This is a genomic window from Psychrobacillus sp. FSL K6-2836 (genome assembly GCF_038003085.1).
Classification (GTDB): domain Bacteria; phylum Bacillota; class Bacilli; order Bacillales_A; family Planococcaceae; genus Psychrobacillus.
Genome location: NZ_JBBOOM010000001.1, coordinates 1,469,730 through 1,482,099 on the forward strand (window position 1 = coordinate 1,469,730; position 12,370 = coordinate 1,482,099).

13 protein-coding genes are annotated in these 12,370 nt (G+C 40.3%); all 13 read right to left on the reverse strand.

Going from position 1 to position 12,370, the window contains the following annotated elements; translation table 11 throughout:
- Positions 1-29 precede the first annotated feature (29 nt).
- Entirely contained in the window at positions 30-647 is a 618-nt protein-coding gene (locus tag MKY37_RS06715; protein ID WP_340775179.1) for a TetR/AcrR family transcriptional regulator, read from the reverse strand.
- A 9-nt stretch (positions 648-656) separates the two neighbouring features.
- The gene (locus MKY37_RS06720) at positions 657-1,796 is read right to left on the reverse strand and encodes an acyl-CoA dehydrogenase (protein ID WP_340775182.1); all 1,140 of its coding nucleotides are present in this window, start codon (positions 1,794-1,796) and stop codon (positions 657-659) included.
- Between the two features lie 287 nt (positions 1,797-2,083).
- Positions 2,084-3,220: an acyl-CoA dehydrogenase gene (locus MKY37_RS06725; protein ID WP_340775184.1), complete on the reverse strand. Its 1,137-nt coding sequence runs from the start codon at positions 3,218-3,220 to the stop codon at positions 2,084-2,086.
- Between the two features lie 14 nt (positions 3,221-3,234).
- Positions 3,235-4,086: a 3-hydroxybutyryl-CoA dehydrogenase gene (locus tag MKY37_RS06730; protein WP_340775187.1), complete on the reverse strand. Its 852-nt coding sequence runs from the start codon at positions 4,084-4,086 to the stop codon at positions 3,235-3,237.
- A complete protein-coding gene (locus tag MKY37_RS06735; RefSeq protein ID WP_340775189.1) occupies positions 4,083-5,291 on the reverse strand; it encodes an acetyl-CoA C-acetyltransferase in 1,209 nt (402 codons plus the stop codon). Before MKY37_RS06735 ends, MKY37_RS06730 begins: the two co-directional genes overlap by 4 nt.
- 201 nt (positions 5,292-5,492) lie before the next feature.
- Positions 5,493-7,649 carry a (Fe-S)-binding protein gene (locus tag MKY37_RS06740; protein ID WP_340775191.1) on the reverse strand — a complete coding sequence of 719 codons (2,157 nt, stop codon included), beginning with the start codon at positions 7,647-7,649 and terminating at the stop codon, positions 5,493-5,495.
- Between the two features lie 499 nt (positions 7,650-8,148).
- A complete protein-coding gene (locus MKY37_RS06745) occupies positions 8,149-8,814 on the reverse strand; it encodes a hypothetical protein (protein ID WP_340775194.1) in 666 nt (221 codons plus the stop codon).
- Complete coding sequence (locus MKY37_RS06750) at positions 8,807-9,289, reverse strand: ECF transporter S component (protein ID WP_340775197.1); 483 nt, start codon at positions 9,287-9,289, stop codon at positions 8,807-8,809. The genes MKY37_RS06745 and MKY37_RS06750 overlap by 8 nt, the downstream gene beginning before the upstream one ends.
- Positions 9,290-9,294: 5 nt before the next feature.
- The gene (locus MKY37_RS06755) at positions 9,295-9,885 is read right to left on the reverse strand and encodes a cob(I)yrinic acid a,c-diamide adenosyltransferase (RefSeq protein ID WP_340775199.1); all 591 of its coding nucleotides are present in this window, start codon (positions 9,883-9,885) and stop codon (positions 9,295-9,297) included.
- A gap of 2 nt (positions 9,886-9,887) precedes the next feature.
- Positions 9,888-10,271 carry a bifunctional adenosylcobinamide kinase/adenosylcobinamide-phosphate guanylyltransferase gene (locus tag MKY37_RS06760; RefSeq protein WP_340775201.1) on the reverse strand — a complete coding sequence of 128 codons (384 nt, stop codon included), beginning with the start codon at positions 10,269-10,271 and terminating at the stop codon, positions 9,888-9,890.
- Positions 10,223-10,822: a histidine phosphatase family protein gene (locus tag MKY37_RS06765; protein ID WP_340775203.1), complete on the reverse strand. Its 600-nt coding sequence runs from the start codon at positions 10,820-10,822 to the stop codon at positions 10,223-10,225. Before MKY37_RS06765 ends, MKY37_RS06760 begins: the two co-directional genes overlap by 49 nt.
- Complete coding sequence (gene cobS, locus MKY37_RS06770; RefSeq protein ID WP_340775205.1) at positions 10,792-11,541, reverse strand: adenosylcobinamide-GDP ribazoletransferase; 750 nt, start codon at positions 11,539-11,541, stop codon at positions 10,792-10,794. The genes MKY37_RS06765 and cobS overlap by 31 nt, the downstream gene beginning before the upstream one ends.
- Complete coding sequence (locus tag MKY37_RS06775) at positions 11,538-12,368, reverse strand: cobyric acid synthase (RefSeq protein ID WP_340775207.1); 831 nt, start codon at positions 12,366-12,368, stop codon at positions 11,538-11,540. Before MKY37_RS06775 ends, cobS begins: the two co-directional genes overlap by 4 nt.
- Between the last annotated feature and the right edge of the window lie 2 nt (positions 12,369-12,370).

Here is a 12,370-nt window from a genome sequence, read left to right on the forward strand (position 1 = left end):
CCCCCTTGTTTGTGAATGTTCGTGTTTTGTTATTTCATCCCATCAAGTAATAATTGAATTTGTAAATCTGTAAATTGTTCGATTGTATATTCCTTACGCAGCGCCCATCTCCTAAATGCCCACATTTGTCCTTGAACGACCAATGTATGTGCGTAAAGATGTGCCTGTGCACCCGTTAATTCAAGTTCCCCTGCTTGAATACAGCCCGTGATTATTTTATGGAAGATATCAACCATTTCTAATTCTTTCGTTAATACATATTCCAATGCACCTTTTGGAAGTGACTTAGATTCTTGATACATAACTACGAACTCATCTGACATATCATCGATTACCTCATAGTAGTGACGGATAGCTGTTTTTAAGTCTTCTGTGGTACCATCTTCTAAAGTAATTTGCGAAAGCCTGTTGTGTACTTCATTGTAAATACTGTCACATACTAAATAGAGAACATCTTCCTTTGTACGAATATATTCATACAAAGTCCCAATACTAAAGCCAGCTTCTTTGGCAATTTCTCTAGTAGTCGCTCGATGAAATCCTTTTTCTTTAAATAAAGTAACGGCTGCGCGAATCATTTGATCTCGTCTTTTTTCAATAAGACTCTCATCTTTTACCGATGTCTTTACTTCATGTTTCTTTTCCATAGGCATCGATTACTTAGTTAACATACGAGAAATAACTAATCGTTGAATTTCCTGTGTTCCCTCATAAATTTGCGTAATTTTGGCATCACGCATATAACGTTCTACTGGGTAATCTTTCGTATAACCATATCCGCCAAATACTTGAACAGCTTCCGTTGTTACCTTCATCGCAGTATCACCGGCCATTAGTTTAGCCATAGCCGACTCTTTGCCATATGGTAGACCATTTGACTCTAACCAAGCAGCTTGATATGTAAGTAAACGAGATGCTTCTATTGAAGTTGCCATATCTGCAAGCTTGAAAGATACTCCTTGGTTTGCAACGATTGGTTTACCGAACTGAACACGTTCTTTTGCATAATTTACTGATGCATCTAGTGCTCCTTGTGCGATTCCCACAGCCTGTGCAGCAATTCCGTTACGTCCGCCATCTAATGTTTTCATAGCGATAATGAACCCTTGCCCCTCTTCCCCAAGAAGATTTTCTTTTGGAATGCGGCAATTATCGAAAATAATTTCAGTAGTTGGAGATGAGCGAATTCCTAATTTTTTCTCTTTTTTACCAACAGAGAAACCTGGGAAGTCTGCTTCTACGATAAATGCACTGGTACCTTTATGCTTCGATTCAGGATCAGTTACTGCAAAGACTACATAAATGTCTGCAATTCCACCGTTCGTAATAAATATTTTAGATCCATTTAATACATAATGATCGCCATCTAATTTTGCAGTAGTTTTCATTCCACCCGCATCCGAACCTGAGCCTGCTTCTGTTAACCCATAACCACCGATTTTTGTACCTTCTGCCATTGGGCGAAGATATTTTTGTTTTTGCTCTTCATTGCCATATTTGAAAATCGGCCAACCCGCAAGTGATGTATGTGCAGATAAAGTTACGCCTGTCGAAGCACAAACGCGTGACAACTCTTCTACCGCAATACAATATGCAAGATAATCGGAACCAATCCCACCGTATTCTTCAGGCCAAGGGATACCTGTTAACCCCAGCTCTGCCATCTTATCGAAAATCTCGCGGTCAAAGCGTTCCTCTTCATCTCGTTCAGCAGCTGTTGGCGCAACTTCGTTTTCTGCAAAGTCTCTTACCATTTTACGAATCATTTCATGTTCTTCTGATAGTTGAAAGTTCATTGTAAATCCCGCCTTTTTTGGTTGTAGTTTGGTTGTTTATTGGAGCAGCGAGAGGGGGTCTCTCGTATAGCTTGTGATCTCTCTCAGATAACCGGTATTCTCTCTCGCATAGAACGGTAGCGCTCTCGTATAGCTTACGGTCTCTCGCATAGCTTGCGATCTCTCTCAGATAACCGGTATTCTCTCTCGCATAGAACGGTAGCGCTCTCGTTCTGCTTGCGGTCTCTCTCGAATAACCGGTATTCTCTCTCATATAAAACATAATTGCTTGATTTCAAACTCCAGATTTAATGCGTTAGATGTTTTGCAATTACAATGCGCTGGATTTCACTTGTGCCTTCGTAAATTTCTGTGATTTTTGCATCACGGAAATAGCGTTCTACTGGATAATCCTCTGTGTAGCCGTAACCACCGAATACTTGAACTGCTTCAATCGCTACGTCTACTGCGGTTTTGGAGGCAAATAGTTTAGCCATGGATGCTTCTTTGCCACAAGGAAGTCCTTGTTCACGAAGACTCGCAGCACGATAGACTAGTAATCTAGCTGCTTCTACTGCTGTACCCATGTCAGCTAGCTTGAATCCAACACCTTGGTTTGCTGCGATTGGTTTACCAAATTGCACCCGTTCTTTTGCGTATCCTACAGCGGCTTCGAAAGCGGCTTCTGCAATACCAAGTGCTTGCGTTGCAATACCTATACGCCCGGTGTTAAGGTTGGCCATTGCAATTTTAAAGCCTTCTCCTTCTTCACCAAGTCTGTTTTCCACAGGTATTTTCATATCTTCAAATGTAAGTTCTACGGTTCTAGATCCATGGAGCCCCATTTTTTGTTCATCTTTCCCAACGATAAATCCTGGTGTGTCCTTCTTGACGATAAATGCTGTAATGCCTCTAGAGCCGAGTGAGGGATCAGTCGATGCAAAAACAATATTCACATCTGCTTCTCCACCATTTGTAATAAATACCTTTGAGCCGTTTAATACATAGTGGTCGTCTTTTTTGACAGCTTTTGTTTTCAGAGCACCGGCGTCTGATCCTGCAGAGGCTTCTGTTAAGCAAAAGGCACCCAAGTATTCACCAGTTGCAAGCTTCGGAATGTATTTATCTTTTTGTTGCTCTGTACCGAAATATAGTATTGGATTAGTTCCAACTGAAGTATGAACGGAAAGTACTACCCCTATTACCGCACTCACTTTTGAAAGTTCGTTAATTGCAATTACATAGCTTGTAAAATCCATTTCAGAGCCACCATATTGTTCTGGAACGGTGATGCCCATCAGGCCTAGTTCTCCCATTTTTTTCAAAATTTCTCGAGGAAACTCTCCTTGCTCCATTCGTTCAATAAAAGGTTCAATTTCTGTTTTAGCAAAATCCCTGACCATGTTGCGCATCATTAGTTGTTCTTCAGTAAACTTTAGCTCCATTATATATGCCCCTTTTAATCGTAAGTGTAGAAACCTCTACCAGATTTCTTCCCTAACCAGCCAGCTTTTACGTATTTTCTAAGAAGTGGACATGGGCGATATTTACTGTCGCCAAATCCTTCATGTAAGATTTCCATAATGTAGAGGCAAGTATCTAAACCGATAAAATCTGCTAGTTGCAGAGGTCCCATTGGGTGGTTCATCCCCATTTTCATCACATCATCAATAGCTTCTTTAGATGCAACACCCTCATACAGCGTATAGATTGCTTCGTTGATCATTGGCATTAAAATGCGGTTAGATACGAATCCAGGAAAGTCATTCACCTCTACTGGTACTTTGCTTAGTTTCGTTGTCATTTCTTCAACTGCTGTGTATACTTCATCGGATGTAGCGAGCCCGCGAATGATTTCCACTAACTTCATAACTGGAACTGGATTCATGAAATGCATACCAATTACTTGCTCTGGACGGTTCGTCGCAGCAGCAATTTCTGTAATTGGTAGCGACGATGTGTTTGTTGCAAGTATTGTATGAGTCGGTGTAATTTCGTCTAATTGCTTGAAAATAGACTGCTTGATCTCCATGTTTTCGACTGCAGCTTCGATCACAATATCAACATCACTTGCATCTTCAATGGATAGTGACATTGTAATTTTATTTAACACTGATTGTTTTTCCTCTTCGGTCATTCGACCTTTTTCTACATTTCGGGAAAGGTTTTTTGTAATTGTTTGGATTCCGCGATCGTAAAATTGTTGTTCACGATCATTTAGTTTTACTTCAAATCCTGCTTGAGCGCATACTTGAGCAATTCCAGAACCCATCTGTCCTGCTCCAATTACCATCACTTTTTGGATATTCATACTTTGCTGCCTCCTGTTTTTGGAACTTCAATCATGATGGCATCTCCTTGACCTCCACCAGAACAAATGGCTGCGATACCGATACCTCCGCCACGACGCTTCAATTCATAAGCAAGCGTTAGTATGATACGCGCACCAGATGCTCCTATTGGATGACCAAGTGCAACTGCTCCGCCATTTACATTTACTTTTTCTTCGTCTAAACCTGCTAGTTGGCTACTCACTAATGCAACAGCTGCAAAAGCTTCGTTTATTTCAAATAAATCGATATCCTCTAAGTTTTTGCCTGTTTTCTCTAGGATTTTGTTAATAACTAATCCAGGGGTTTGTGGGAATTTTTCAGGTTCAATCGCTACTTCCGCATGTCCAATAACGTACGCAAGAACTTCTTTTCCGAGTGATTTTGCTTTTTCCTCACTTGTTAAAACAATTGCACATGCTCCATCATTAATACCAGGTGCGTTTCCTGCTGTGATCGTTCCTTCTTTTCCGAATGCTGGCTTTAGAGTAGCTAGTGATTCCAATGATGTATTGCGACGTGGTGATTCGTCTTCTTTTACAACGATTGGATCCCCTTTTCGCTGTGGAATTTCGAGTGGGACAATTTCTTCTCCTAAAATCCCATTATCTATAGCCTTTAAAGCGAGGTCATGACTTCTAAACGACCAGGCATCTTGTTTTTCACGAGATAACTCAAACGTTTCTGCTGTCGAGTTACCGTATGTTCCCATATGAACATTTTTTGGATGGAATGAACAAGATAGACCGTCGTAAACCATACCGTCGACCATAGTTGCATCCCCCATGCGCAAGCCAAATCTACCCTTTGGTAAATAATAAGGTGCATTGGACATCGATTCCATGCCACCCGCTACTATAATTTCCTCGTCACCTAGTCGGATCAATTGATCGGCGAGTGTGACACTTCGCATTCCAGAGGCACATACTTTATTGATCGTTTCTGTTTTTACTGACCAGGGAATTCCTGCTTTAGTTGCTGCTTGTCGAGAAGGAATTTGCCCTTGCCCTGCTTGTAGAACAGTCCCCATAATTACTTCGTCTACATGCTCAGGGTTAATACCTGTGCGATTTAGTGCTTCTTTAATTGCTACTCCGCCAAGATCTGAGGCAGTTAAAGTACTCAATGCCCCTCCAAATTTACCAAAAGCTGTACGTGCTCCATCTAAAATAACTGTTTTCGTCAATGTAGACACCCCTTTTTGTATGCGCTTTCAACCTTTCGAAAATAAAAAACGACTGAACGCTCGCTCGATTTCATTTGAAAGAAAAAAGGGAGTAAAATTTACTCCCTTGCTATTAATTCTAGTTTACGAAACTATGAGACTATTTGCAATATCTTTATTGTTGTCCAGACTCCAGTGCATAGGCACTTGCGCTTTTTCTTATTATTGAATAACTGGCTCTAACTCTTCCTCTTCCGCCGGCGGAACGAATTCTCCAAATACCGATTTCTCTAGAAGCTCTGCAATATCATATGTGCCAACTGTTTCTTCTACTTCCTTCGCTTTCGTTCCATCTGATAACATTGTTAAGCAGTAAGGACATCCAGAAGATATAATAGTTGGATTTACTTCTAATGCTTGTTCTGTACGAGCTACGTTTACACGATTTCCAACATGCTCTTCCATCCACATTAGTCCGCCACCAGCTCCACAGCACATACCCGTTTCGCGATTACGATCCATCTCTACTAACTTCACTCCTGGAATTGCTTTTAATACTTCACGTGGAGCATCGTATACATCATTGTAGCGTCCTAAGTAACAGGAATCGTGGAACGTAATCGTTTCTTCCACTGCATATTGCGGCTTCAAACGACCTTCCTGAACTAGGTCATAAAGCATTTCTGTATGATGGAGCACTTCTCCATTCCATCCAAAATCACCATATTCATTTTTAAAGATATTATATGCATGCGGGTCGATCGTGACAATCTTCGTTACCCCTGCTTTTTCAAATTCTGAAATATTTGATCCTGCTAGCTCTTGGAATAAAAACTCATTTCCTAATCGACGTGGTGTGTCACCAGAATTCTTTTCTTTATTGCCAAGTATCGCAAATTTAATTCCTGCTTCATTCATCAAACGTGCAAATGATAAAGCGATTTTTTGTGAGCGGTTGTCGAAGGATCCCATCGAACCAACCCAGAATAGGTATTCAAATTCTTCTCCCGCTTTTGAAACTTCTTTCACTGTTGGAATATGGATATCTGGACGAGCATCTCTCCAGTTTTCTTTCTCTTTACGATTAAGTCCCCATGGATTTCCTTGGCGCTCGATATTCGTCATTGCGCGTTGTGCATCAGGATTTACTTTCCCTTCTGTCATTACTAGGTAACGGCGAAGGTCGATAATTTTATCTACATGCTCGTTCATAACTGGACATTGATCCTCACAGTTACGACAAGTTGTACAAGCCCAAATTTCTTCTTCAGTAATTACATCTCCAATTAGAGATGGGCTATAAATATCTTCGATTACTGCTCCTTCTGCTCCTGCAGCCATCGCAAGCTGATTTCCTTTTGTTCCTTGGAAAGCTAGTGCTGGTACCCAAGGTTTTTTCTTCGTTTCTACTGCTCCAGTAAATGTTAAGTGATCGCGTAATTTCACGATTAAATCCATTGGAGATAGCATTTTCCCTGTTCCAGTTGCAGGACACATATTCGTACAGCGACCACATTCTACACATGCGTAGAAGTCGATCATTTGTGCTTGCGTAAAGTCTTGAATACGACCAACCCCGAACGAAGGCATTTCTTCTTCAGCTTCTGGGTCTTCGTTTTCCTCTTCTTCAAAATTGATCGGACGTAATCTACCAACTTTGTCTAAACGGTGGAAGTATACGTTTGCTGGTCCAGTGATTAAATGAAAATGCTTTGATTGTGGTACATATACTAAGAATGTTAGCAGGAATAATAAATGTACCCACCACATGATATAAAATACCGTTATTGCCGCAGCTTCAGGTAACCAGCCAAAAATAAACGCCATAGAAGATGCAACTGGCTCTGACCAAGTTGCTTCGTGACCATGCCAAATCATTGCCATACCGTTACCAACTAAAACGGAAACCATCAATCCGCCGATGAAAATTAGCACCAAGCCACTTTTCCACCCGCGCTTTAAGCGAACTAACTTTTCAATATAACGACGGTAGAATGCCCAAACGACAGCAACTAAAATTACTAAGGTAACAATTTCTTCAAAAAACGTAAATGCTGGATACAATGGTCCAAGCGGTAAATGTGAACCAGGTGCTAAGCCTTTCCAAATAAAATCAATAGCACTTAGTTGTACAAGTAAGAAACCATAGAAGAACATAACGTGAATAGCTCCACTCTTTTTATCTTTTAATAGTTTCTTTTGACCAAAAACATACACCCAAATTTTGCGAAGTCTTTCCTTCACATTATCTTCAAATTCGACTTTTTTCCCTAGTTTGATGTACGTATATCTTGTTTTCAACAAATATGCGAACAATCCTAAAGCATACAAAACTACTGCTATAAACAGTACCCAGTTTGCGATTAACAATGGATTCATCTTATTTCTCCCCCTCTGAGTTGTAAAATGACATTATGAATAGAATAATACATTAGATTCTTAAACTAATATATAAGTAATTCCATATTAAAACTGAATGAGCGTTCAGTCAACAGTTATTTATTCGGATTGGTGCGAATTTTGTAATTTTTTCTGATGAAAGATTGGATTGAACGAGAGAATCTGTATTATATGAGATATTTTCACATATCGGGATTTAAATTATGGAATAATTATCCTTAACGGCAGTAATCATAGTGCATCCGCAAGTATCTCTATATCGAAAGCAAGTAAACTATGAGATTGCCTCCTTCAACGAGAGATATTGTACTCTATATGAGAGAGAATCCGACCTATACGAGAGCGATACACCTGTCCGAGAAGTTATTATACTTTATGCGAGAGAGGTACCAATCTATACGAGATGGATTGTACCCTATATGAGAGAGCTAATAGCCTATACGAGAGCCATCACATTTCCCCAAAACAAAAAGCCATCTCACAACGAGATAGCCTCAAAATAATCACCAAAATGAAGTTTTGCTTCTTTTTCTTTAAAAATATCAATTCCAAGTAGTACCGTGGTAGCTGGTCCTGCTGATTTTTCCATATCCCAGCCAACTAAATTACCAGCAAGACCTAGTCGTTCACACTCGCCTTTAATTCCGGTAGATCCAACCGGCCAGACCCGATGCACAAGTCCAGTATTTTTGGCATCTCTAATTTTTTTCAAGTTAGCGATATAATCTTCATCCGTGATGACTTCCTCACCGACACTTGGCTTGCCATATGCATACCAACGGATTTCTTTACAGTTTTCTCCAACTTGCTCACCTAGCATTGTCACAGCTATTGCCGACTGTAATGTTTCAATATTCGTCTCACTGCTTCCCGTAATCTCCGGACATTTTAAGCCAATTTCGTTAAACAGCTTTTCAATTCCAGCAACATATTTAGTCCAGCTTTGATCGCCAGAAAAGTTATGAACGACAATGGACTGTGGAGTTGCATTAGCAGCCCATTGTTCGAGTAAGGCAACTCTGGTTGCAAAATAAGAAACTATTTCGTCCGGAGTTGAAACAACATCATCCACTTTTTCTCCGATGCCTGCGGAGTTGTCTGTCGTCAAAACGAATCCATTTGGCAATAAAACAGCATTACGCATGAGTTTTCACTCGAGCCAATACTCGCTCAACTGCTGGAGAGACAATCATAGCAATTGCCGCGTTCAAAATAGTCGCTAATGTGATGCCAGGAAGTGCCGACACAAAAAATGCAGGTGAAATAATCCAGTAAAACGGAAGTGTTGCCAGCACACTATTCGCAATGATAAAGAAAATCCATTTCCAAATGTGATGCCCTGCTTGGTGCAGCTTTGTGTAAATATATAAAATCACAAACATTTCTATAGCAATAATTATATGCAGTGGTCCTAACGGAAACCCCGCGTATAAAGAGGATGATAAGTGACCAATTAGTGATGCTGCTCCCGCATAAATCGGAGGCAGAAAGGACGCTGAAATCAGGGCAGGTACCGTATCTAAGGCGGCACTTCCGATCCCGACTGGAACTTTTATAAAGGCCCCGATCGCACATAGCGCTGCAAACATTGCTGCGAGTGTTAATAATCGAAGTTTCATACGATTTACTTCCCTTCTTTCTTCTCGCTTCCTACGTTTTTAAATACCTTTGCACTGCGCACGTATTCAACGTCTGATACGTTTTCTCTCACATTTGCTACACGAGCAGCTGCAAATAGATAATCCGATAAGCGGTTTAAATAACGTTGTACTACTGTTGGCACATCCTCTTGTGTCTTCGTTAACGTCACAGTCAAACGCTCCGCACGTCTAGTAACTGTCCGCGCAATATGAAGCGTTGCCGCAGCAGGAGTTCCACCTGGTAAGATGAATCGTTCTAAAATTGGCCCTTCTTCTACCAGCACATCGATTCGTTTTTCCATTGCATCGATTGCTTCGTCTGTCATTTTATATACGCGACGATTTGAAACATTTGCAAGATCACCGCCACAATCAAATAGTTCATGCTGAATCGTTTCTAAATCCTCTAAAATATCCGCAAATTTCGCCGGATCTAGCTCTGTTACTGCTTTTCCGATAAATGAGTTAACTTCATCAATCGTTCCGTAAGCCTCCACTCGGATATCGTCTTTGTCCGTTCTTCCCCCGATCAAACCTGTTTGACCTTTGTCACCCGTTTTAGTATAAATTTTCATCTCTACTCATCTCCCTTTATTGTTTGTGAAATACCATACCAAATTCGTGTTACACTGTCCGCCTTTGTAAAAAGCTGTTGATAAAATCGACCGACATCATCTCGAAGCTTGCGCATACTTGCATCCATCGGTACAATTCCACGACCAATTTCTGTTGCAATGACTAGCACTTCAGCTAGTTCATCCCATTTTTCCATTTTTTCTAGTAACTCTTTGCCTTTGGGTTCTAGCAGATTTTCAACACCAAAAACAACAATCACTTCTATATTAGGCAATAAAATATGCTCATCAGCATCCACATTTAGCCACTGCACGCTGCGTCCTTGAATCCTCTGCTCTACATACGCTCGTTTTCCATTAAATGCTCCACCGAAAATGACGTGCATCGTTTTCCCTCCAATACAGCTTTTTTACTTTCCCAATGCACTGTAAACATGCAGCCATGAGGTACTTTCCAATCCCAAAAACTCTTTTCTATATTTGCGAACTTGGTCAGTAAAAACCGAATAGGTCCACCATGTGTTACGATTATCGGCTGATCGACCTGTTCCACTATTTCCAAGAAAGCTTGTAGCACTCGATTTTCCATTGCTTGCATTGACTCTCCATTTGGAGGGGCTATTTGCCGCGGATCATCAAGCCAATTTCTGTATTGAGCTTCTTCTTTTAATTCATTATATGTTTTTTGTTCCCAATCACCAAAGGAGCATTCTCGAAAATTTGCATTCTCTGTATAAGGAACTCCGCTAAAAACTTTTGCTGCCGTTTGCCTGCAGCGCATCAAATCACTGCCGATTATTTGTTTGGTAGCATAAGTAAACTCTTTCGTTTTAACTCCGGCAATGATCGGTTCATCGGTCCAGCCAATATACTTTTTATCTCGATTTCCTTGCGTTGGTAAATGCCTTACGAGAGTAACAATAAAAGCGTTAGCCATAGGACCACCTCCGAAATTTCCACACTTGCACCGAGCAAATCACCTGTAACTCCACCGAAGTTTTTTAATACCCAACTGCGAAATAAACAAATAAAAGCAAACAATGCAACAGCAACAGTGACTGCAACCATCCAATTCGTCATCCAGCCTAAAACACCTAATCCGATAATAAATTGACATGCAGTAGCAATTAGGACAACATTCGCATTCATTTTTTCCTTGAAATAATAAGCAAGCCCACTCGTTTTCGCTGTATTCGTTAAAGAAAATAGCAATCCTAGCGTGGCTCTTGAGAAAAAAGGAATAAGCAATACGAAAATCCAATGAAATGATTCTGTAGAGAGTACCTCGGAAATAATAATTACTTTACCAATAACTAAAAACACTACTGCCATCACACCAAAAGCACCGACTCTAGGATCCTCCAGTATTTCAAATCGCTTCAACCGATCTTTATAGGAAAAAAATGCATCCGATGTATCGATAAATCCGTCCATATGGAGTCCCCCGGAAAGTACAACCCCAAGAAGTACAATACAAAACCCCGTCATTAGTGAACTCCATTCGAAGTAGAGTACTAAACAAGCAATTGCTCCAATGACAGCCCCTATCCAAGGGAAAATACTATACATCCCTGTAATTGATCGACTTTTCATCGGCAGGTTTTTTTTTACTGGAATGACTGTAAAAAATTGAAGTGCTAACAAAATGCTACTCATTTATTCACCGCATGATTCGTTAAAAGGCTTAAGACTTTTTCCCATTTTACATGCTTTTTAAAATGGCTTGCCCATTCATTAATTTGTTCATCTGATGCCATTTGTCCTCTTTTTTCTTCGCCGTCTTCTTCCTCAAACTCATTTGCAAAATAAGGGATGACTCCTAAAACATCAATTCCTGTATAAGTTTCGATGAAATCGATTCCATCCTCAAACAGAGTAACGTCTCCTTGAAACTTGTTGATAATTATTCCTTTTACTCGTACTCTTTGTGCTTCCGGTAGAAGTGCAAGCGTTCCAACAATTGAAGCAAATACGCCGCCAAACTCAATGTTGGCTACTAATATTACCGGCACATCTGCTATATCAGCAACACGCATATTTACTAATTCGCGGTCACGCAAATTTACTTCAACGGGACTACCAGCACCTTCTAATATCAGATATTCATACGAAGCTGACAGCATACTCAAACTATTTTCAATGAGCTTTTGCCCCTTTTCAAAAAATTGTTCCCGGTAGTGCATGCCACTCATTCTATTCAGCTTTTTTCCTAAAATAATTATATCTGATTCCATATTCTTTGCAGGCTTCAATAATATGGGATTCATTTCGACTAAATAAGGAATTTTTGCCGCTCTTGCTTGTAATGATTGCGAGACACTTATTTCTAAACCATCGTCTGTATGAATACTGAGACCCGACATGTTTTGCGATTTAAAAGGAGCCACTTGCTTTCCTTCATTTACTAGGAGTCGACAAATAGCTGTGCAAACCAAACTTTTCCCTACACTTGATGCTGTACCTTGCACCATTAAACCCTTCATCG

Excerpts from the sequence above, each read along its gene's own strand:
- MKY37_RS06715 (WP_340775179.1), bottom strand. The coding sequence starts at position 647 with ATGGAAAAGAAACATGAAGTAAAGACATCGGTAAAAGATGAGAGTCTT.
- MKY37_RS06720 (WP_340775182.1), bottom strand. The coding sequence starts at position 1,796 with ATGAACTTTCAACTATCAGAAGAACATGAAATGATTCGTAAAATGGTA.
- MKY37_RS06725 (WP_340775184.1), bottom strand. The coding sequence starts at position 3,220 with ATGGAGCTAAAGTTTACTGAAGAACAACTAATGATGCGCAACATGGTC.
- MKY37_RS06730 (WP_340775187.1), bottom strand. The coding sequence starts at position 4,086 with ATGAATATCCAAAAAGTGATGGTAATTGGAGCAGGACAGATGGGTTCT.
- MKY37_RS06740 (WP_340775191.1), bottom strand. The coding sequence starts at position 7,649 with ATGAATCCATTGTTAATCGCAAACTGGGTACTGTTTATAGCAGTAGTT.
- MKY37_RS06745 (WP_340775194.1), bottom strand. The coding sequence starts at position 8,814 with ATGCGTAATGCTGTTTTATTGCCAAATGGATTCGTTTTGACGACAGAC.
- MKY37_RS06750 (WP_340775197.1), bottom strand. The coding sequence starts at position 9,289 with ATGAAACTTCGATTATTAACACTCGCAGCAATGTTTGCAGCGCTATGT.
- MKY37_RS06755 (WP_340775199.1), bottom strand. The coding sequence starts at position 9,885 with ATGAAAATTTATACTAAAACGGGTGACAAAGGTCAAACAGGTTTGATC.
- MKY37_RS06760 (WP_340775201.1), bottom strand. The coding sequence starts at position 10,271 with ATGCACGTCATTTTCGGTGGAGCATTTAATGGAAAACGAGCGTATGTA.
- MKY37_RS06765 (WP_340775203.1), bottom strand. The coding sequence starts at position 10,822 with ATGGCTAACGCTTTTATTGTTACTCTCGTAAGGCATTTACCAACGCAA.
- cobS (WP_340775205.1), bottom strand. The coding sequence starts at position 11,541 with ATGAGTAGCATTTTGTTAGCACTTCAATTTTTTACAGTCATTCCAGTA.
- MKY37_RS06775 (WP_340775207.1), bottom strand. The coding sequence starts at position 12,368 with ATGAAGGGTTTAATGGTGCAAGGTACAGCATCAAGTGTAGGGAAAAGT.